This window comes from Psychrobacter sp. AT9 (genome assembly GCF_047272965.1).
Taxonomy (GTDB): Bacteria; Pseudomonadota; Gammaproteobacteria; order Pseudomonadales; family Moraxellaceae; genus Psychrobacter; species Psychrobacter glaciei.
Genome location: NZ_JBKOTW010000001.1, coordinates 2,449,192 through 2,471,794 on the forward strand (window position 1 = coordinate 2,449,192; position 22,603 = coordinate 2,471,794).

16 protein-coding genes are annotated in these 22,603 nt (G+C 44.3%); 8 read left to right on the forward strand and 8 right to left on the reverse strand.

The features are described 5' to 3' along the window. The first annotated feature begins 52 nt into the window (after window positions 1-52). The 4 genes from ACMFL8_RS10240 to ACMFL8_RS10255 all read left to right on the forward strand — a co-directional run bounded on the left by ACMFL8_RS10240 (window position 53) and on the right by ACMFL8_RS10255 (window position 5,589). Window positions 53-2,527 (forward strand): esterase/lipase family protein, encoded by a 2,475-nt coding sequence (locus tag ACMFL8_RS10240; protein ID WP_413190893.1) that lies wholly within the window; start codon window positions 53-55, stop codon window positions 2,525-2,527. Window positions 2,528-2,860: 333 nt separating this feature from the next. After that, entirely contained in the window at window positions 2,861-4,357 is a 1,497-nt protein-coding gene (locus tag ACMFL8_RS10245; protein ID WP_413190894.1) for a cytochrome ubiquinol oxidase subunit I, read from the forward strand. Next, complete coding sequence (gene cydB / locus ACMFL8_RS10250; protein ID WP_210540118.1) at window positions 4,357-5,373, forward strand: cytochrome d ubiquinol oxidase subunit II; 1,017 nt, start codon at window positions 4,357-4,359, stop codon at window positions 5,371-5,373. Before ACMFL8_RS10245 ends, cydB begins: the two co-directional genes overlap by 1 nt. A 99-nt stretch (window positions 5,374-5,472) precedes the next feature. Then, window positions 5,473-5,589, forward strand: coding sequence for a DUF2474 domain-containing protein (locus ACMFL8_RS10255; protein WP_210540120.1), 117 nt, complete (start codon window positions 5,473-5,475; stop codon window positions 5,587-5,589). Window positions 5,590-5,674: 85 nt separating this feature from the next. Here ACMFL8_RS10255 and murU read toward each other — a convergent pair whose 3' ends face one another. Both murU and ACMFL8_RS10265 read right to left on the reverse strand, forming a co-directional pair. Then, a complete protein-coding gene (murU, locus tag ACMFL8_RS10260; protein ID WP_210540121.1) occupies window positions 5,675-6,403 on the reverse strand; it encodes an N-acetylmuramate alpha-1-phosphate uridylyltransferase MurU in 729 nt (242 codons plus the stop codon). Window positions 6,404-6,459: 56 nt separating this feature from the next. Further along, on the reverse strand, window positions 6,460-7,581 hold the full coding sequence (locus ACMFL8_RS10265) for an aminoglycoside phosphotransferase family protein (RefSeq protein ID WP_413190895.1): 1,122 nt from the start codon (window positions 7,579-7,581) through the stop codon (window positions 6,460-6,462). A gap of 401 nt (window positions 7,582-7,982) precedes the next feature. On the opposite strand from ACMFL8_RS10265, the gene ACMFL8_RS10270 reads away from it, so the two are divergent. Together ACMFL8_RS10270 and ACMFL8_RS10275 are read left to right on the forward strand one after the other, a co-directional pair. Beyond that, window positions 7,983-11,087, forward strand: a complete 3,105-nt coding sequence (locus ACMFL8_RS10270) for an LPS-assembly protein LptD (RefSeq protein WP_413190896.1) — start codon at window positions 7,983-7,985, stop codon at window positions 11,085-11,087. Between the two features lie 163 nt (window positions 11,088-11,250). Then, a complete protein-coding gene (locus ACMFL8_RS10275) occupies window positions 11,251-12,654 on the forward strand; it encodes a peptidylprolyl isomerase (RefSeq protein WP_189580627.1) in 1,404 nt (467 codons plus the stop codon). A 643-nt stretch (window positions 12,655-13,297) separates the two neighbouring features. Here ACMFL8_RS10275 and ACMFL8_RS10280 read toward each other — a convergent pair. Further along, window positions 13,298-14,476: an endonuclease/exonuclease/phosphatase family protein gene (locus tag ACMFL8_RS10280; RefSeq protein ID WP_413190897.1), complete on the reverse strand. Its 1,179-nt coding sequence runs from the start codon at window positions 14,474-14,476 to the stop codon at window positions 13,298-13,300. Window positions 14,477-14,961: 485 nt separating this feature from the next. Here ACMFL8_RS10280 and asd point away from each other — a divergent pair, with 485 nt between their 5' ends. Next, the gene (gene asd, locus ACMFL8_RS10285) at window positions 14,962-16,095 is read left to right on the forward strand and encodes an aspartate-semialdehyde dehydrogenase (protein WP_413190898.1); all 1,134 of its coding nucleotides are present in this window, start codon (window positions 14,962-14,964) and stop codon (window positions 16,093-16,095) included. Between the two features lie 89 nt (window positions 16,096-16,184). On the opposite strand, the gene ACMFL8_RS10290 is transcribed toward asd, so the two are convergent. After that, the gene (locus ACMFL8_RS10290) at window positions 16,185-16,748 is read right to left on the reverse strand and encodes an SOUL family heme-binding protein (RefSeq protein WP_413190899.1); all 564 of its coding nucleotides are present in this window, start codon (window positions 16,746-16,748) and stop codon (window positions 16,185-16,187) included. A gap of 301 nt (window positions 16,749-17,049) precedes the next feature. Between ACMFL8_RS10290 and tgt the strand changes: the two genes are divergently transcribed. Continuing rightward, window positions 17,050-18,201 (forward strand): tRNA guanosine(34) transglycosylase Tgt, encoded by a 1,152-nt coding sequence (tgt, locus tag ACMFL8_RS10295; protein ID WP_010200213.1) that lies wholly within the window; start codon window positions 17,050-17,052, stop codon window positions 18,199-18,201. A gap of 97 nt (window positions 18,202-18,298) precedes the next feature. Here the strand turns inward: tgt and ACMFL8_RS10300 are convergent, their stop codons facing one another. The 4 genes from ACMFL8_RS10300 to lpxD form a co-directional block, all read right to left on the reverse strand. Then, window positions 18,299-19,651: a sodium-dependent transporter gene (locus ACMFL8_RS10300; RefSeq protein ID WP_413190900.1), complete on the reverse strand. Its 1,353-nt coding sequence runs from the start codon at window positions 19,649-19,651 to the stop codon at window positions 18,299-18,301. A 316-nt stretch (window positions 19,652-19,967) separates the two neighbouring features. Beyond that, complete coding sequence (gene lpxA / locus ACMFL8_RS10305; RefSeq protein WP_189580617.1) at window positions 19,968-20,747, reverse strand: acyl-ACP--UDP-N-acetylglucosamine O-acyltransferase; 780 nt, start codon at window positions 20,745-20,747, stop codon at window positions 19,968-19,970. Window positions 20,748-20,928: 181 nt separating this feature from the next. After that, window positions 20,929-21,438 (reverse strand): 3-hydroxyacyl-ACP dehydratase FabZ, encoded by a 510-nt coding sequence (gene fabZ, locus ACMFL8_RS10310; protein ID WP_194619043.1) that lies wholly within the window; start codon window positions 21,436-21,438, stop codon window positions 20,929-20,931. Window positions 21,439-21,521: 83 nt separating this feature from the next. After that, the gene (gene lpxD / locus ACMFL8_RS10315) at window positions 21,522-22,538 is read right to left on the reverse strand and encodes a UDP-3-O-(3-hydroxymyristoyl)glucosamine N-acyltransferase (RefSeq protein WP_413190901.1); all 1,017 of its coding nucleotides are present in this window, start codon (window positions 22,536-22,538) and stop codon (window positions 21,522-21,524) included. Between the last annotated feature and the right edge of the window lie 65 nt (window positions 22,539-22,603).

Here is a 22,603-nt window from a genome sequence, read left to right on the forward strand (position 1 = left end):
ATTGACGACCTATGATGACTATAGGCATGACTATTATTTATTGGAATTACCTATGACCTTCACTCGCCCTGTCAGTAATCCGGCAACACACGCTACTATAAAAATAAAACCTGTCATTCTATCAGGGCTCATAACGGCAATGGCGCTACTAACAGCTTGTAGTACCGTATCGGTTGAAAAGCAAGCATCAGCGAAGACCATTTCTGCACAGCGCGGCAATATCGTCACAGACAATGAGCTCAGTACTGACACAGCGTCAGCCTTGTTATCAGCAGGACTCAACGAACAGGCTTGTTTTCAACAGTTTGATTTGTGCCTAATGCAGCTTACTGACAGCATGCTCAATGAAAATTACCGTCCAGCGCTGGCTGTGTTTTCAGAATTACATTATGCCAGAGCTCGTCAGCTTGCCGACTCCAAAGAGTGTCAAAATGCCCTCACTCGTCCGCCGCTTGATCCTTATTATGCCAACGCGCCTCTGAGCGATGATGAGTCTGAGAGTCAGCAGAAGAATACAGACGAATGCTTGATCAACTACCAAAGTCAACTGTTTGATGCCATCAAATCCAGCTATACCTATCTGTTTTATGACAGCTTGGCACATGACTTTGAAGGAGCAGATAAAGTAAAGAGTCAATCTCAGGTAAAAAACCGTATTCCAAGCGATATTGACATCCAAACTCAAGATATTTATAACGCAGCCAGCAATGACGTCATTACCCAACTATATCAATCGGTAGATGGCACAAATAAATTGATGGGTAAGACCGAAGTGGACTATCTACCAATGAGCACGGCGTCTCAAGATACGAGCAAACAAGAAGCGATCGCAAACCGAGCATCGTTAAACGGTAAACCTACTGACCAGATCGAAGTGATGAAGGTGCAAGTAGACCGTTATAATCTCAATATATTTATGCCCAACGAAAGTAACTATCTAAAAAATGCACAAAAACAAACCTCAGCGCTCGCTGACTTGGTGTCCACTTATGAGCTGCGTCTCTCAGGCCTCAACTCAATCAGCAAACGTCCAGGACTGGGTATTAGCTTAGTCGCTTCATTGGATGATCGCTATACCACGACTGTCCGACAACTGTTGGTTTCATCGCTATCGGGGCGGCTCAATAAAGATACCGTTGACGGAAAAAAAGATGATAGCGCGCCCAGCTCACGCATCTATCCTACAGGGCATTTGTTGATGACTGGCTTAATTAAGCCCGCTGGAGATAGCGTCCTTGATACGCTCAGCAGTCATCAGCTCGATATTCATTTATACAACCCTTATCGCAGCGAGAGCGCCACTATCTTGGGTGATGACTATCCACTGGCAGCGAACTTCTCTGCTGGCTATGGACTATGGCTGGCAGAAAACCAGCTCGATGGCGTCGGTTACTTAAATCTAATCACCCGCCAAAAACAGGCCAGTTTACCCAAGCTGTTTATGCTAGAGCCTTATGATCCTGACAAGCGGGTAATCATTATGGTGCATGGCTTGGCATCTAGTCCCGCCACGTGGGTGAATTTGACCAACGATATTTTTAATGATGATAAGTTGCGTGATAACTATCAGGTATGGCAGATTTTTTATCCGACCAATTTACCTATTTTAGAGAACCGTTATCAAATTCAGGAATTGATCAATAGTACGTATCAACAGACTGATCCTGAAGGACAAAATCGTGCCAGCAAAAATAGCGTGATTATCAGTCATAGCATGGGTGGCATCATCTCCCGCATGATGCTGTCTGATGACAATTTGGCCAACAACTTAGACGCTTTAGAGGATAAAGACTTACTCGAAAACAGCAGTAAACGACGAGTCGATGACATGCTGAAAAAAGCCTTTGCTAACGACGATCTGCGTAACCGTTTTGAGCTACACACCCTGCCACAAGTCGATACTGCCATCTTCTTGTCCTCACCCTTTCAAGGCACCGATTACGCTGATCGCTGGTTTACTCGAGCGCTAAGGCGCATCGTGTACTTACCTGTGGGATTGGTCAAGACTGTCACCGATAACGTGGCCACCCTCGCCATTCAGGGCGACTTGGCGCAAAACCCCTTAGGTGCTCTGTATTTGCAGAATGGTGCCAGTCAATTAAGTGATAAATCGTCTTTTATTCAGCTAACCAAAGACATCAGCATCAATGACCGCATTACTTATCATTCGATTATCGCTAATAACGATGCCGATATCACTAACGGCTTGGCGCAAATGCAACCCGGTGGTGCAAGAATTGACTTATCCCAAGAAGTATCAGAAGAGGACAGTAGCGAGAATGCAAGCAATGGCCCTGCATCTGAATCTGAGTCAATCAGTGAACCACTCGTCGCCGCTGTGACTGTCGATGAAGATATCAGCCAAGCACTGACCGAACGCTTGTCAGATGGTATCGTCCCCTACACCAGTGCCCATCTCGAAGGTGCCGCCTCTGAAACCGTCATTAATGGCGGTCATAGCATCCAAGAAAATCCACAAACCGTACTAACGCTGCGACAGATTTTGCATGAACAGTTACAGCAATGATGTCAGCCTAATTGATCAGCCGAAAGGGCGTTTCTTCAAGGAAGTTTTGGTGACTGTTAGGTATGCGACCAGCCCCATGAGTAGCTTGCGTGTATACTTATGGTGGCGCATACTATATTCATCTTAACTGACAGTCATACATTAATTTATAGGGATATAAATTACTTCATTCAGCTAAACAGTCTTAGCTTAGCCGCATTTGATACATTGATATTGGTTGCTAACTAATACTAAGCCATTGCCCGTAACACTTGTCATCCTGCTTTACGGACAGTTACTTGAGCGTGTCATGGAAGCCAGCGCTATTCAGCTAACAGATAAGGGTAACCGTTTATGTTCGCTACGTTTATGATTGACCAGCTTGATGCGCTGACGCTCGCGCGCATCCAATTCGCTTTTGTTATCTCGTTCCATATTGTCTTTCCTGCTTTTTCTATCGGGCTTGCCAGCTGGCTTGCGGTATTAGAATACCGCTGGTTAAAAACGGGCGAGCCTATTTACGCTGAAGTTTATAAACACTTTGTCAAAATATTCGCCGTTGTATTCGGTATGGGTACGGTGTCGGGTGTGGTTATGTCTTACCAGTTTGGGACCAACTGGGCTGTATTCGCTGACAAAGCGGGTAACGTCTTAGGCCCATTATTGGCCTACGAAGTCCTAACTGCGTTTTTCTTAGAAGCCTCGTTCTTAGGTATCATGCTATTTGGTTGGGGACGAGTCAGCAAGCGCATGCATTTTGCATCAACGGCGATTGTGGCTATAGGCACCCTTATTTCAGGATTTTGGATCTTATCAGCCAACAGCTTCATGCAAACGCCGCAAGGCTTTATGATTGGTGCAGATGGTCTATTGTATCCAACTGATTGGCTCAAAATCATCTTTAACCCCTCCTTCCCCTATCGCTATGCACACATGATGACTGCAGCATTCTTGTCTACTGCGTTTGTGATAGGCGGCGTTGGGGCATATTACCTTCAATCCAAAAAGCATACCGATCACCGCAGACACGGTCGCATCATGCTCGGTATGGCAATGATTATGGCCATCTTTGTGGCACCGCTACAGGTAGTGCTTGGTGATATGCATGGTCTGAACACGCTTGAGCATCAACCTGCCAAAGTTGCGGCAATGGAAGGGTTATGGGAGAACGAGCGCGGCGCACCACTTGTCTTGTTCGCTATACCCGACCAAAAGGCACAAAAAAACCATTATGAGGTTAAGATACCCTACGTATCGGGTCTTATCTTGACTCACTCATTAGATGGCGAAGTTAAAGGTCTTAAGAACTGGGCACCAGAAGATCAGCCCTATGTCCCAATTGTATTTTGGTCGTTCCGTGTCATGGTAGGTATTGGCTCCTTGATGGTATTGGTGGGTCTGTTTAGTCTTTACAAATATATCAAAAAACAACAGTTTAACCCCGACAGTAAATGGTTCCATCGTGCGTGGATGATGATGACACCGCTTGGCTTTATCGCCCTACTCGCAGGTTGGTTTGTGACTGAAACGGGTCGTCAGCCATGGACGGTATACGGCGTGATTCGTACGGCTGAGAGTATGTCACCGCTTGCCGCACAGCAAGTCGCGACTACCTTGATTGGCTTTATTGTTCTCTATATCTTTGTTTTTGGTGCCGGTAGCTTTTATATCTTGCGTCTGATTGCTCAGGGACCAAAACCGTACCTAGATCCTGCAGAAGATAATTTCTATCAGCACTCTGTCACAGAAGGTCAAGGCCGTACCTTGAGCGGTGATAAGAACCCTGCTAAAAATACTGAAGAAGATTTAGATACTCCTGCAGACGATGTTGATGATGGAGGGTTACGCTAATGTTTAACTACGGTGATGTATTAGATTTACCCTTAATTTGGGGCGGCTTAATTGCCTTAGCTGTCTTTGTTTATGTCCTACTTGATGGCTTCGATTTGGGCTGTGGCATTTTGTTTCCGTTTGCAGGCTCCGATAAGAATCGTAGCCGAATGATGAACTCTATCGCACCATTTTGGGATGGTAATGAGACATGGCTGGTACTGGGTGGGGGTGGCTTGTTTGCCGCTTTCCCCGTCGCTTATGGCATCATTATGACGGGGCTATATCTGCCAGTCACATTGATGTTGTTTGGTCTTATTCTACGCGGGGTGGCATTTGAGTTTCGCTTCAAAGCCACGTCACGGCGCTATGTATGGGATTTTTTCTTCTTCTTAGGCTCAATCGTTGCCGCCTTCTCTCAAGGGGTGATGCTAGGTGCACTCGTACAGGGACTACAGGCTAGCGATCGTTTATACTCAGGAGGACCCTTTGATTGGGCCACCCCCTTCGCTATGGTGTGCGGTGTTGCTCTCATTACTGGCTATGCGCTACTCGGGTCGACATGGCTCATTATCAAGACCGAACACACACTACAAGTCTGGGCAAGAAAAATATCGAGCTGGATACTATCAGCGTTGGTTTTAGCGATGGTTGTAGTCACGATGTTTATGTACTTCTCAGATATTGATGCACTCGAGGGCTGGTTCACTCTACCGGGCCTATTTTATATAGCACCTATGCCTATTATTGTGCTGCTACTGTTCTTTCTTATGCGTAAAGACTTGACTACTGAGCGCGAATATCGTCCATTCTTATTGACAGTGGCACTGTTTTTGATGGGTTATATTGGTGTCTGTTATGCCATGTTCCCTTATATCGTTCCCTATCAGATGACGATTTATGACGCGGCGGCTGCGGATACGTCGCTGTCCTTTATGCTGATTGGTGCGGTTATTATGCTACCAATTATTTTGAGCTATACCGCCTACGCTTACTATACCTTTAAGGGTAAGTCCGGTCATGAGCCTATGTATTAAGTACCGCATTATAGGAGCTTCAAACCCTTAGTGGTTGTAGATACATTTTTATTTATGGCAGATAGTAAATAGGAGTGTCATTAAAGACAGGAGGTTTCGATGAAAAAACTCAGTAAAAAACAGACACAGTGGCTATGGTTTCTCGGCTTGTATTTAGCAGGATTTTTGACTATTTTCATTATCGCTCAGCTGATCAAACTTGCAATGGGCGTTTGATGCCAATCGCTAATATCATAAAAAAAGCAGCGTCGAGAAATCAACGCTGCTTTTTTTATTAATCTGTTTTTATTTGATATTGCGTTTATGCGCCTAAGTGATTATCGCTACCGTTGCTCTCAATAAACTCATTTACCTGCGCCAAACGCTCAGGCGTCCCTACATCTATCCAATTATCAGTGATGACTTCCGCCGTAATTTGGAATTTGGGCATGGCTTTCCTGAGCAGTGGCGCCAATGCAGCTGGCTGACCTGATACCAATCCATCCACCAATCTAGGCGACATTACACTGATACCAGCAAAAGTATGTTTGTCTGCATCACCCACTGGCTGCTCACTGGCCAGACCATTATTGATCGCAAAATCGCCGCCATTATTATGCTCTGGATTGTCAATCAACAACAGATGCGCCTGTTGATCAGCGCCTAGTCTATAGTCCCGCAACTGAGCAAAATCATACATCGTCCAGACATCGGAGTTGACTAAAATAAATGGCTCATCTCGCAGTTTACCGGTTTGTAATGCTTGAAAAATGCCACCTGCGGTCTCTAACGGCTCATCATCTTCTACTGACCAATGCAATTTGACCCCGTACCCGCTACCATCACCCAATGTATCCATGAGCTTGTCAGCAAGCCACGAGGCATTAATCGTAATATCGGTAATGCCCGCGGCTTGTAGCGCCTTAATATGCCAAACAATCAGCGGCTGTCCACCCACTTCTACTAAGGGCTTAGGGGTTTCAAGTGTTAACGGACGCAAGCGCGTTCCCTTACCAGCAGCCAAAATCATTGCTTGCGTAATCGTAGACATGCACGCTCCTTATTCAATTTATAATGAGAGAGATAGATGCAACTTATTATCCATCTCTATAACGAGGAAAATTTCTCTTGATAAGCAGGTGATACCTGATCTGCAAGCCATTGATTAAATGGCAATAGCGCTTGCTGCATCGCCTCATTGCCATGCTCAGCAAGCCAATTTAACTCAAGTATTAGATCGCGCATGACTTTGGGGATATCAGCCAAATAACGGTCTTTACCATCTCGCTCAGACAAACGGATAAAGATTCCTAGTACCTTGAGATGCCGCTGTACGCCCATCACATTCATATCATTCTCAAGCTGTTCAGCACTATCAGCGGTGGTGAGCGCCGCCTGTTGTTGCAACTGCCAAAAGTCACGAATCCAACCAGATATTTGATGCTCTGGCCATTCAACATAAGCGTCACGCACCAATGACACCAAATCATAGGTATAAGAGCCAATCACCGCATCTTGGAAGTCAATCACGCCTAAGCGCGAGCGATCCGCTTGATCTTGCATCAGGTTTCGACTGTGATAATCACGATGCACGATCACTGCTGGCTGCTGTAAAATCTCTTGTATCAATGCCGTTTTTAGGGTGTTCCATAGCTCATTATCGAGTTCGACCCCGATATAGGGTATGAACCAATCACTGAATAAATCCATCTCGCGGTTCAATAACGTGGTGTCGTAATCAGGCAATTGGTACTGAATTTTTGCAGTCTCTACCGGCACAGTCTGTAGCGCCACCAAAGTTTGCATGGCCAATTGATAATGATCATTAATTTGTTCAGGTGTCGCATCGACGAGCAAATGCGCAAATTCTATCGTGCCAAAATCTTGCAATACCAAAAAGCCCTTTGCTACATCTTGCGCAACCAGCGTTGGCACATTGATTGCGGGCGCCATCAGCTTTGCAACATTGATAAACTGCTGCAAGGCGTCTTGCTCGTCAGCAGAATCCATGACAATATAGCGCGCGGTGGCGTCATTCTTATCAGCCAATTGGATACGGTGATATTGGCGGGCGCTCGCATCACCAGGCAAACTATCGAGCACAAATTTTTGGTCAGCAAACACTTGCTGCAACCAATTCTCTAGCTGCTGTTGGCGGTTATTCTTGTCGTTTAGAGTGGCATTCAGGGTGGCATTCAGGGTGGCGTTCAAAGGCATGGTATCAGTCATAGATTACATCGCAGGTTAAATATAAGTCGTAAATCATTAAAGTAGTGATAAGTCAGGCAAAACCTTGCTAAAATAGTGACAGCTTGATTGACAGTATCTGTTGTAATGTAGGTATTGACACATAGTTTTATCAATGTTGCACAGCAATTTTCAAGAAAACAGCTTAGCAATGTCATAAATTTTGGTAAATAGTGTAGCTGATTTGGTTTTTTTTGACTATGATTAGTCGTCATTATATGTAAAACAGCCAAATTTTTGAGAGTATATGATTAATTCCTGATTTTTTAATCATTTATGAACCACTAAGTTTTTAGTCATTTATGAACCGCTAAATATAGCTAAAACATGGCTATTAAACTAAATATCGTAATCCAATAGGCTCTGCAATCATAGGTGTGCCCTTGTTATATTCTCCGCTTTACCAAAGCATCCGTTTGGTTTTATTCGGTGCCTTAGGCTTATCGAGCTTGACCGTCAGTGCAGCGCTCACCAAGGCTGACACACAGACAACTGCGCCATTAGCCACCGATACTGTCAGCAGTTATGTCTCTGACCCAGCCAGCGATGTCAATACCGATGCCAGCTCTAATACCAAAGACAATATTAACACCGTCAATCAAGACATTAGTTACCCGCGCGTCACTGCACAGAAAAGCGCTTATGAAGCAGTAAATGAAGAAACTGTAAATATTGCTCCCGAAGCTAGCAACGCTGCTTTGATGGCTAGTAGCACATTTGATAATAGCGATTTAGACATCACTGAAATCAACGACAATAGTGATGCTATCTCTGACGTACAGGCACAGAGAAAACCCCTAACGACCATCGGCGACAACACCAATTCGAGAAATAACGATGTGCGAGTGGCTGACAACGCTAGCAATACGCTGAAACCGATTGATGACAGCGATGCAATCGATGCCAGCGATGAGAGCATTCAAAACAGCTTGCTGCGTTTGGCAGAATTTTATGAGCTGACCCCTGATACCGATTTATCAGTCCTAAATACGAGTGATAATACTTTAGAGTCTGAACCAGATAATATCCAAGACAATCTATCACCTGCAACGCAAACCATCGCCAAAGTAGGCAAAAACTTACGGCTGCTACCAAACGTCATCGATAGTGCCCAGCGCTGCGAAGGTCGATGGGTCTATCCGCAACAAAATGCTAATTATCAACGAGCCGTCAATGAAGCGGCGATGGATAATGGTCAGGTGGCGACTAATCTGAATGGCGTGGCTAATAATCGAGCGCCTTTATTTGCAGAGTCCGACTATGGTTATTATGACAATGTCGACTATGCGGAGCTATCTGGTAACGTGATTGTCGATCAAGGTACTCAGCATATTGAAGCTGATAGTATCTTGTTAGATTTGAGTCGTGGTGTTGCCGCTGCGCAAGGTAAAGTCATGTTTACCGATCAAGCAACTGGCAATCAAGTAACCCGTGCTAACACTAGAAACACAGGTACAGGCAGTATCGCCGAACAGGCAGCCAAAGGTGGTCTCATTGGTGTTGCAGACAGTTTGGCTTACAATACTGAAACCGGACAGTCAACGGCTAACGATGTGGCGTTTGCGAGCGTAGAACTCCAAGCACACGGCTATGCCAAGCGCCTTAACCGACCTAACGATAGCCAATATGAGCTGGATCAGGTCATGTTCAGCACTTGCCCACCGACTGACCGCAAATGGCAGTTCGATGCCAAAAGTATTGATTTGGACACGGAGACTGGTCGCGGTGAAGCTTACAATACGACTTTCCGTATTGCGGATGTTCCGGTGTTTTATCTGCCTTATTTTAACTTCCCCATAGACAGCCGACGCAGTACAGGGTTCTTATTACCGAATGCGAGCATTAGTAGTGAAAGTGGGCTTGAGGTTGATATCCCCTACTATCTCAATTTAGCACCCAATTATGATGCGACGATCAATACTCACATCTATAGCGATCGCAACCCTATGCTCACAGGTGAGTTTCGCTACTTGACCGAAAATTATGGCGAAGGGATTTTTAACGGTTCATATTTGCCAAACGACAAAGAATATGATGACGAAGATCGCACCAGCTTTTTTTATGATCATTATTGGTCATCTACCAGTATTCCGCGCTTAAGTGGTGATGCTAAATACAGCTATGTGTCGGATGAAGATTATATTAACGACTTTGATACTTTGGGTTTATCGGACAACACCTTAAACTTGCCACGTCGCGCTCGACTTAATTATTACAACGACTATGTCAACGGTGAATTAAAGGTTGAGACCTTCCAAACGCTCAATGCTTTTACCGATAATGGTGAGCCGTTAGAAGACAAAGACAAGCCTTATTCACGCTTACCACAGCTCAAACTTGACTATCGATTACCGTGGGCAGAGCGTTTTGATATCACGGGTGTGCATGATTCTGCTTATTTCAAAAAATCTATCGATGATGGTTCTGAGAATGAAAAAAGTGGTGCGCGGGTCTATAACAAAATCAGCGCTGTTTATCCGATGGAAAAATCATGGGGTTATATTAAGCCCAAGCTGAGCCTACAACATCTGTATACCTCATATGACGAAGACAGCCTCGCGGACAACCAACTTAGTGAAGAAGATGGTAGCCAATCGGTATTTGTACCGCAAGCCAGTATTGATGCAGGTTTGCACTTCTACCAAGCAGGCTCACCCTTCGGTGCCTTTGACGATACCATGGGTGGCTATCGCTTATTAAGTCCACGATTGAAATACACCTATTCGCCATTTAAAAACCAAAACGACATCCCTAACTTTAATACTCGTATCGCCTCAATTAACTACGAGCAGTTGTTTTCAGACAGTTGGTTTTTAGGTCATGATCGCTTGCAGGATTTGCATTCTATTACCCCTGGGATTAATTATCGTTACATCGATGCAACGGGTGTGACACGTTTTGATGGTAGCATTGCTGAGCAGTTTTATATCGATGATGGTCGCGTGACCCTTGAAAATCAACAACCTGTCTTTAGCTCTTCCTCTTCAGGAATGGTTTGGGATACCAGTACGCAACCCTACAACAATTTTTGGGTGGATGTCAGCGGTGCGCTAACCGATGATTATGACTTGAACTACGTTACGACAGAGCTACGTTATCAGCCATCGGATAATAGCTTGTTTAACGTTGGCTTTGTTAAGCGTCAGCGCGATGAAAACACCAATCAATTGCCGCTGTCTGCCTTTACTGCTTCAGCCGTGTTCCCGATCAATAACAGCTGGCGAGTATTGGCTCAAGGTCAATATGATTACAATCGTGATAAAATGCTCGATTCGCTAATCGGCATCGATTATGAAGATTGCTGCTTTGGTTTTGCCGTTTACGGTCGTCGTTACTATAATGACCTAAACGTCAAAGACAAACCGACACAAGCGATTATGGCAGAGATTAGATTGAATGGTCTTGGTAACAATAGCAGCCGTTTGACACGATTGCTCGCTGATAAGGTCTTGGGCTTTGAACCCGTCCAGACTGCATGGAAAGACTAACAAGGCGCAAATAATGCTATATTAAGGCATTGTTTTCGTCATTATTTATATAACCTTGTTTGTAACCCTATTATGGGCAACCTTAGACAATATTTGCTTATTAAAGATATTAGATAGCGTTGACCGACTACCATCCGATGCGATGACATTGATGAGGAGCATCATGAGATTTTTTTCTTTACGTCAGACCAGCCGAGCCGTACTGCTTTCTATGAGTATGAGTGCAGGCCTTGTACTTAGTTTCAGCGCGCAAGCTGCCACCGTTAATTCTGCAACAGCATCTAAAACAAATGCTAGCGCTGAGCAAAGTAATGTCAATCGCTTGACCCCAGCAAACAGTACCGATGGCATCATTGCTTTGGTCAATGAAAATGCTATCTTAAAAAGCGACTTGATTGATGCGATCACCCAAACACAAGCACGGGCACAAGCTGCTGGTGAACCGATTGCCAATTCAGCACAGCTACAGTCTGAAGTGTTAAATGCTCTCATCTTGCGTGAGCTGCAACTGTCACTGGTCAAACGTGTGGGTCTAAATCCTAACGAAGCCGATATCAATCAGCGTCTTGGTCAAATTGCTCAAGCTGAAGGGCTTGGTAGTATTGCTGCTTTACAGCAACGCTTGGACGCTGACCAACCTGGGAGCTATGCGACCCTACGAGCCAAACTCATTGAAGATGCCGCTATTCAGTCTTTGCAACAACGCCAAATCAGCAGTCGTGTGCGTATTAGTGAGCAAGATATCGACGCATTTTTGGCTTCTCCAGAAGCCAAACGTTTGAACCAAAGCGAGTACCAAACTGTTCATGTACGCGTCCCTTATATGGATGACTACAGCCGACTGTCAGAAGCCCAGCGTGCTGAAGCACTCAAAGTGGCCCAAGCATTGCGTGCACGCTTATTAGAACCAAATGTCGACGTGGCTGCAGCCGTTACTGCCAGTCAAGGCAGCTACGCTATCCCTATACAAGGTGGCGATATGGGCTTTCACAAAGCGGCATCGCTACCGACAGAGTTATCGAGCGAGATTACTAAGCTCGATGTCGGCGCAGTGAGTGCGCCGTTATTGACGCCTGAAGGCATTGATATCATTAAGCTTGCTGATAAAAAAGAAAGTGATAAAATGCTCATACCGCAGTGGAACACTCGTCATATTTTGATCAAAGTCGATGAGTTACAAACGGATGCCCTTGCTGAGCAGAAGATTAATGATCTGTATGAGCAATTACGCAGCGGCGCTGACTTTTCTGGTTTGGCATCAACCTATTCGGATGATCCAGGCTCAGCAGGACGCGGTGGCGATCTGGATTGGGTAAGCGCAGAGGATATGGTCGGACCATTTGAAGCAGTGATGAAAAACACAGCAGTCGGTGATTATTCTGCTCCTTTTAAGACCCAATTTGGTTGGCATATCTTAAAAGTAGAAGGTAAGCGTCAAGAAGACGTTAGTGAGCAATATCGCCGTAACATGGCGCGTCAAGCGTTGTATCAACGTCTAGCACCACAAGCCAAAGAAGATTGGCTACAAGAGCTACGTGCTGGCGCTTATATTCAAGTGCTTGGCTAATTGCTTGACGAGACGCTAGCAAGCTGAATATCAGTACACATTTCTAAATAAAAAGAGGGTATATGCCATTGCATGTACCCTTTTTTTATATGAACAACGCATAGGCTTTTTTCTTTTACCCTAGGGCGTGTCCTCAACTCAAACTATCGTATAGTCAAAATACCCCAAAAACGCGACGATACTGCTGATATCAATTTTTTGTAGCCTCTGTCTGCGTAGGCACAGCAAGCAAGAAAAATTGATATCAGCAGCTCGTGATATATCGATATCACTTTTCACTGACTATATCTAAATGCTCTCAAACCTTGATATGCTAGAAGCTGAGATTTATCAACCAATACTTTACACACAAAGAAAAGCCCCGAACCTAGGGCGATTGGTTCGGGGCTATGGCGCTTCATATTATTGTTGTTATTTCTTCCTTGTTGACTCATCCTAAGTCACAAACAGTATCCTATAAGACAGCGGGCTGACCTGTGCTTTTATTGATACGGTCTCAACACTGCATCCATGCGTATCCTTGTGTTGATGGTGGTATTTTAAGGCAATCAGTTTGATGCGACTAGAGGCTAAAGACCTTATTTAACGTAAGCATATGCTTACGTCATGATAGCGTATTTCACCCCATCACTTAGGTTTGCCATTACCCAAAAATTCGCTGCTCTTCTCTATGCTCATCTGAGACTTTTTTGCCTTCTTTTTTGCCTTCTTCAATTTTGTTTTCTGTCTCTTGGATATCTTCTGCCTGTGCCGTGGGGGCATTACCTTCTTGTCGACTTGTTTCTTCTGGCTCATATTGTAAAGTCGTCATAACAGGGAAATGATCGGATCCTACAGATGGCATACGCTGGATATCGACCACTGTAAAGCAAGCACTATGGAAAATATGATCTAACGCCCAACGTAAAAATGGATAACTGACATGGAAGGTATTGATAAAATGACGACCAATACGTGGATCTAATAGCCCTGAGATACGCTGGAAGCGACGAGTTGTCTTTGACCATGCCACATCATTGAGATCACCAGCCAGTATCGCTGTTTGATTTTTTTCTTTGATATGCTTGCCGACCATGAGCAGTTCGGCATCACGAGTCGTTGATTTGTCCGCTTCCGTCGGGCTTGGCGGCATAGGATGCAAACAATACAGCCAAATTACTCGGCCGCTTTGCAATCGCAGCTGCGTGTGGATAGAGGGAATATCATCAATCATCAGATATTTGATTTCAGGATCTATCAGCTCAAGCTTAGAATAAAGGTGCATACCATACAGATTATCCAGCGGGACTTTTACGGTATAGGGATAGTCTGGCTCGATTTGGTGTAATGCTTGTTCCCATTTTTTATCACTTTCTAACGTAATCAAAATATCTGGCTGTCTTTGCTTGACCAAATCGACCAATTTTTGCATTTCATCATTAGGGGTTAAGACATTTGACACCATGATTTTTAATTGATGATTTTGGCCATCTGGCTTGCTCTTGGCACTTTGTACTTCTTTCTTCCATAGTTTGGTGTAAGGCAATACCATTCTAATCTGAAAAGCCAAAGTGAGACTTAAGGCAACGAACAATAACCACTGCCCCAGCTGCCAGTCTGACCAAAATACCAACATGCCAATCCAAGCAATGATCCCAAGCACCATTATTTGAATACGGGGAAACTCAACGCCGCGCACCCACCAATTATCAAGAGGCAACCACCCCCAAATCGTCACAAACGCGATAAGTCCAGCTAACCACTGCGCGCCATAATATAATAATGAGAGATCCATAATATGTATTAACCATTTATTGAGTTGCTGGCTGAGCCAATGATTCATATACTCATCGTCAGCCAGTGACTAACGTTTGTATAATGATTATCTTTGATAAGAATAGATGCTTATACCATTCACAAAAATTAGAGTAGCAAGGAAAACGAGTGTAAATACTACGCATTGTAGACTAAACGGGTTTGACACAGCTAGTCGTATATTTGGGTTTGGTATTACTTTAGCATTTCATCAGTCTATCGCCTACTACGGAGCGTTAATATGCTCAGCTGACCATAAAACGTTACAATGTCAGCGCAGTCACGATACTGAGCTTGTTATATTTTTCGTCATTTTTTCTCAGACTTTATGTAATATGAAAACAGCAGATCTCATAATAGGCTCATGATGATAACGTAAAGTTATAGTGAACATAGTTATTAGTGTATGAAAAACAGCCAAAATCTGCTAAAACGCCTTGCTTTTTATGGTCATTCACGGCATTGTTATCGGCTGGCAATGCAATAAATAACGGTAAAAAAGGATTAAGATTCATGAGTGATTTAACAGTAGGTTTGGTAGGCTGGCGCGGCATGGTTGGTTCCGTATTGATACAACGTATGCAGCAAGAAAAAGATTTCGACGGTATCACGCCGGTATTTTTTTCAACCAGTAATGCTGGTGGTGATGCGCCAAGTTTCGATGGTATTCAAACCAGCCAACTAAAAGATGCTCATGATATTGACGCACTAGCAGCTTGTGATGTAATTATTACCTGCCAAGGTGGCGACTACACCTCAAAAGTTCATCAACCACTGCGTGCTAGCGGCTGGAATGGCTATTGGATTGATGCCGCAAGCACTCTGCGCATGGAAGATGACAGTATCATCATTCTTGATCCAGTCAATCGCAGCGTCATTGATAGCGCCCTAGCCAATGGTCAAAAAGACTTTATCGGCGGCAATTGTACGGTATCACTCATGCTGATGGCTATTGGTGAATTGTTTAATAGAGGCTGGGTAGAATGGGTCAGCGCGATGACTTATCAAGCAGCGAGTGGCTCTGGCGCCAACAACATGCGTGAGCTCATCAACGGCATGGGCGTGCTACACGATGCGGTCAAAGATGAACTGGCTGATCCTGCGAGCGCGATCCTTGAGATTGATAAAAAGATTGCCCAGACCCAACGCTCAGAGGGCTTTCCTAAGCAGTACTTTGGTGTACCACTCGCTGGTAGCTTGATCCCTTATATCGATGCACAATTAGAAAATAAGCAATCCAAAGAAGAGTGGAAAGGCGGTGTCGAAACCAATAAAATTCTTGGTAACTCTGAAGCTGATAAGATTGCTATCGACGGTATGTGTGTCCGTGTTGGCGCGATGCGCTGTCATGCTCAAGGCTTGACCATCAAGCTCAAAAAAGACATCCCGTTAGAGGAAATCGAAGCGGCACTAAAAAACAGTGGTAATAAGTGGTTAGATCTAGTCGAAGATGACAAAGAAGCCACCATGAACCGCTTAACACCAGTGGCAGTAACAGGAACTTTGACAGTCGCACTAGGACGCTTGCGTAAGCTCAATATGGGCCCTGAGTATCTAGGCGCATTTACCGTTGGCGATCAACTATTATGGGGCGCAGCTGAGCCATTACGCCGCATGCTAAACATTATCCGCGAGCAAAAAAACTAAGCTGGCTTTCTTAAGAATTCAATACAAAAAAGACAGCATCTGCTGTCTTTTTTATGGGCGCTATTTAACTAATATTGTCGCAAATACGTTTACTGATAACGAATCATCACCTCATTACGACGTAAAAATGGGAGTGTCCATGGCGTGTCATAACGTGCCAGTTCAGGATCACCTGTAGGTGTTAGATTCTTACTTTGCATCCAAGTGCGCAACTCCTCCGTCTTATCATCCACTTTACTGCTTCCAGTAAATCCTGAAAATTTGATAACGCCGTAAGTTTGAGCAGGCACTTCAATTATTTCGACCTCTGGATTATTCGGTTTTGGTAATGTCTGCATCGTATACTGACTCGGCATCACAAAACGTACGCGCCATTTCCCATCGGTTTGTTGCATGTTGACTGGCGCCGTCATTGCAATTTCTTGTGACGGCTGCATCTTGACTGGTGCTGTCATACTGATCTTGCCACTGCCACCAGTCGGTGCAGTGTTGTTACCGAAAATAAAATCGGCTAATACTTTAAACCCTTTATTGCTGGCATCTTTTTGCTCGCCAGTTACCAGTGTTTGAGCCACCAACTGTGGGTCATAACGGCGCAGTTCAAAATCTTCCAATTGACTTATTACGGTGTAATCAGGCTCTTCAACGGCCATAGCAGCTCCTGGTATGAATAATAAACCACTTAATAGTAGAGGAATTGTTTTTGTCATATTGTATCTCCGGCATCCAAATAGAAAATTTGATGATGATTTTTTTATAATTAATTTATGATCTACTGTACCAATTACTTTGTAATGCTGTCTGTGTGTTTCCGTAATACCCTATGTGTTCTTTAGGTTATAGCACGATCATATCGAAGATTTATATTATCGATAAACAAACATCCGTATCCAAAAAAACTGCTAACAATGCTATAATTAGCGCCATTTTCATAGCGTAAATAGCGATTATCATATGCAATTTGTCTTACATAAAACGGCCAGCGGCGAGACGCGTGCACGCCGTGGTACGGTTCATCTCAATCATGGCGACGTGCAAACGCCTGCTTTTATGCCTGTCGGTACTTATGGCACGGTCAAGGGTATGCTGCCACGTGATATTGAAGCCATTGGCGCTGATATCGTGTTAGGTAATACCTTTCATTTATGGCTGCGTCCGGGTACTGAAGTCATCGATAAGTTCGGTGGTTTGCATAAATTTATGCATTGGAATAAGCCTATCCTAACCGATTCAGGCGGCTTTCAAGTATTCAGTCTGGGTGCCATGCGTAAAATCACCGAAGAAGGGGTCGATTTTAAATCTCCTATCGATGGCGCTAAAGTATTTTTATCACCAGAAAAATCGATGCAGATTCAGTACAGCTTAAACTCAGACATCGTCATGCAATTCGATGAATGCACGCCCTACCCAGCGACTCATGATGAAGCCAAAAAATCGTTAGAGCTCTCACTACGTTGGGGACAGCGCTGCGTTGATGAGCACAACAGACTGGGCAGCACCAATGCGCTATTTGGCATTATTCAAGGCAGTATGTATGCCGATTTGCGCCAGCAGTCGCTCGAAGGACTGCTCGATATCGGCTTTGATGGTTATGCCATCGGCGGTCTATCTGTTGGTGAGCCAAAAGACGAGATGATGGATGTTTTGGATTATATTCCAGATGCGATGCCAGCCGACAAGCCACGCTATCTGATGGGTGTTGGTAAGCCTGAAGATATTGTCGAAGCAGTCCGTCGCGGCGTTGATATGTTTGACTGCGTCATGCCGACTCGTAACGCGCGTAACGGTCATTACTTCGTTACAGGCGACTTAGACAACGCCGGCGTTGTACGTATCCGTAACAGCCAATATCGCAATGATGAAGGTACATTAGACCCAGAGTGCGACTGCTACACTTGTCAAAACTTTAGCCGTGCCTATTTATATCATCTAAACAAGTGCAAAGAAATGCTAGGCGCGCAGTTAGCGACTATTCATAACTTGCGCTATTACCAACGTTTGATGCAAGGTATTAGAGACGCTATTGAACAAGACAAATTTGATGAATTCGTCACTGAATTTTATAGCAAGCGTGGACAAGCGGTTCCTGAACTAAACTTACGCTAATCATATTTTTTGAAATAGTTATAAATACAAAAAGGGCTTAAGAATTATCTTAAGCCCTTTTTAGTGTGTTGCTTTTATTATTTCTAATTAATCAGTACTAGCCCATTAACGAGGTTACAAATACCACGATCACGGCAATTGGTGCTACGAACTTAGCGACAATTTGCCAAAGCTGCCAAGCACCGTTCGATAAGCCAAGCTCTTGTTGAATAGTACGTTGATCCATTTTCCAAGCAAGGAAAATAATCGCCGCCAGACCCGTCAATGGCAATAAGAATTTGCTGGTAATTTTGTCCAAGGCATCAAAGATACCATTACCCATAATCGTAAATTCAGACCATAGATTAAATGATAATAAAGCGGCGATGCCCAATAACCAAATCACTGTACTTGCAACGATGGTTGATACGGTACGATTCATCGGAGTACGTTCTTCTAAAAACTCAACCGTTGGCTCAAGTAATGAGATAGATGAGGTAATAGCAGCAAAAGTAATGAGTAAGAAGAATAAGGTACCAATGATCGTACCTGCGCCCATACTACCAAAAGCAATCGGCAAGCTCACAAAGATAAGACCAGGACCTGAAGCAGGATCAAGACCATTGCTAAAGATAATTGGGAAGATGGCTAAACCAGCTGCCAAGGCAATGACCGTATCCAAAATAACCACGGTACGTGCCGTCTTAAGCAAATTCACTTCTCGACCCAAGTATGAGCCGTAAGCAACCATGATACCCATACCAATAGATAGCGTGAAGAAAGCATGTCCTAAGGCTGCAAGCATAACGTCAGCGGTCAGCTTGCTAAGATCTGGCGTAAATAAGTAAGCTACTGCTTCACCAAAGCCACCATTTATCACGTTATAACCCACGATGACAAATAAAATCACACCTAGTAGCGGCATTAAAACTTTGGCAGTGGTTTCGATACCTTTGGTCACACCAATACCAACAATCAAAGCGGTCAGCGCCATAAATACGGTATGCCAAATCGTCAGCGTACCAGCTGAAGCAAGCATGGCATCAAAGGTCCCAGCGACAGAATCACTATCTTGACCTACAAAACTTCCTGTACCTACTTTAGTAATATAATTGAGCGCCCAACCACCGATCACACTATAAAAAGATAGGATCAAAAAGCCGCCCAAAATACCAGTGGCGCCAACGATACCCCAACTGCGTGACTTACCTTCGCTTGCGGCTACGTCTGCAAAAGTATTGACTGGGTTTTTTTGCCCACGACGACCAATCAACCATTCAGCAACTAAGATAGGGAAACCTACCAGCGCGATACAGAATAAATAAGCAATAACAAAGGCTGAACCACCGCTTTCACCAACCATATATGGAAATTTCCATATGTTTCCTAAACCTACTGCTGAACCAACCGCTGCTAATACGAAGCCAAAACTTGAGCTCCACTGTGCATGTTCTTGTTTATTGATAGCCATTTTTTCTGTCCTCGTGCTTCAATTAATGTCGCTTATAATCTTCCATGATTATTTTAAATAGTCCTCCGTACCACAGACTATCTAATCAACGCTTCAATGTGACGCGCCTAGCAACATTATGAAAGAATTGTTTACAATATCGTAAACGCTCAGTTTCTGCTAAGCGACTAAAAAAGTCAAGTAGTCATAAACATAAAAAGCCATAACGATTGGCTATGGCTTTTTATGTTTATGACTACCTAACAACCGTTTGGTTCATCGAACCTTCGACAAGGTAATGCTCTAACTTTCTATCCGTACACTATCTATCACTTGATTAGCGAACGACACCCCGACGACTTTTTTGCAAAGAATCAATAAGCAGCTGAATTTTTGGCTCTTTCGGTAATAGCTCTTGCTTTAGAATTTCAAGCGACTGAGCTGTCGTTAAGCCTGATCTAAAGATCGTGCGATACGCTTGACGTAAGATGTCAATCGTGTGCTTAGACCAGTCTTTACGGCGCATTCCTTCTACATTGAGACCATGGGTTTTTGCCGGATTGCCAGACACCATAGTAAAGGCTGCTACATCTTTTAAGATTAGACTGGCACCGCCCACCAAACTATAATCATCCACGGTACAGAACTGATGAATACCTGAGTTACCACCGATAATCGTATGATCGCCAATCGTTACATGGCCTGCGATGCCAACATTATTAGCCAGTACGTTATGATCACCAATCAAGCAGTCATGAGCAATGTGCGTATTAACCATCATCAGGTTGTGGCTACCAATTTTGGTCAGTCCACCATCTTGGGCTGTGCCACGATGTAAGCTACAAGCTTCTCGAACGGTATTATGATCGCCAATCTCAAGCCAAGTACGCTCACCTGCATACTTCAAATCCTGTGGATCTTCACCGATGCTGGCGAACTGATAAAACTGATTGTGGCTGCCAATACGGGTAAGTCTTGCCACGACGACATGCCGATGCAGCGTCGTATAGGCACCAATCGTCACCTCGTCGCCAACAATACAATAAGGACCGATGATAGCAGTCTCATCAATCTGAGCGGACGGTGAGATGAGTGCTGTTGGATGGATCTGACTCATAATTTAGGCCTTTGTATCATCTGATGCAAGTAAATAGTAAAACAAATACAACCAATTTAACTTTATAAATTAAGCCAATACCCGTTCAGATTATAATGATTAGTGGTTAGTACTATCGCCGATATAAGCGTCAGTCTTTGAACGATTGAGCCAGTCTTCACCCCAAGATAGTGAAGATAAACTATTGCTCTTGGCGGGCAATCATGACTTGAGCACTCGCAGCAAGCTCATTTTCAACATGTACCGTACAATCGAATTTATAAATACCGCGCTTTTGCATAACCGTTTTGGCACGGATAATCAGTTGATCACCAGGAATGACGCGGCGCTTAAAACGCACCTTATCCACCCCTGCAAACAGATATAGATAGCCATCTTCGGCAGTCAATCCGGCACTAATAAAGCCTAATACGCCAGAAACTTGCGCCATGGACTCTACCATTAATACCCCTGGCATAATCGGTTCATCAGGAAAATGGCCATTAAAAAACTCTTCATTAATGGTCACGTTTTTGATACCAGTAATGCATTCCCCAGGCTGACAAGCGATAATCTTGTCTACCAACATAAAAGGATAACGATGTGGCAAATAATGCTTGAGCGTATGATAGGTTAGCGGCAACGTCAGACCTTGCTCCGCTAAGCTTTTGATGTCTTCGTCGGATGGGATATCGATATAGGTACTGCTCATAATGACGCTTCCTTGCTATATTAAAAAAGCTGTATGTTAAAAGCTATGTTAAAAAATTTATGGATGATGAACTTGTATAGGCATTATTCACTGCCGAGCTGACGAAAGCGTACAGCGGCACGGCGCCATTTAGCGGTAGGCATGGCCGCTGTTCCAGAGGAATATGACCCTGCGACCTTAATTGACTTGGTCACCATGGTCATTCCCGACAACGTCACATCGTCGGTGATATCAATATGACCAGTGATACCAACTGCCCCACCGATAACACAGCGTTTGCCAATACTCGTGCTGCCCGCAATTGCCGTGTGGGCAGCAATAGCCGTCCCATCACCAATATGCACGTTATGGGCAACCTGTACAAGATTGTCAATAATAACATGATTGCCAATTACCGTGTCATCAATAGCACCGCGATCAATACAGGTCTGGCTACCAATACGTACATGGTCGCCGATGATCACACGACCAAGCTGAGCGATGCGCTCCCAGCCCGTAATACTCGGGTCTCTGGTTGGGGCAAAACCAAAGCCTTCAGACCCTACGCTGACGCCAGCATGCAGCCTAACATGATTGCCAATAATACAGTCATGGCCGATGACGACTTGCGACTTGATAAGGCAATCAGTACCGATAGTACTGTGGGGTTCGACGACCACATGGGCATCAAGACGACTGCGCGCACCAATGCTCGTATTGTCACCAATTACACAAAATGGACCAATACTGACCTGTTCACCAATGATCGCACTATCCGCAATGACCGCACTAGGATGGATACCAACCTCTGGCGTTTGACGAGCAAATAGTTGACTGGCACTCGCATAAGCTAAGTAAGGCGCTGCCACTACCAGCGCTATCGACATTGCTGGTACTTGGTCACGGTATTCAGCAGTGACAAACACTGCCGCTGCCTGAGTGTTGGTCAAGCTAGAGACGTAATGAGAATTTGCCAAAAAGCTTAATTGTGCATCATTAGCAGTGGTTAAACTACCAACACTGTTGAGTGTCAGCTGTAACTGTTCAGCGCTAAGATCAGCCTTATTAATGATAGGCTGACGCTGCTCAATCCGCGTGATAAGTTGCTCAATCGTTATCATAGTTGGCATTAACATTAGAATGAATAAAAGGGTCATCAAGTTGAAACATCAACTCGATGACCTAT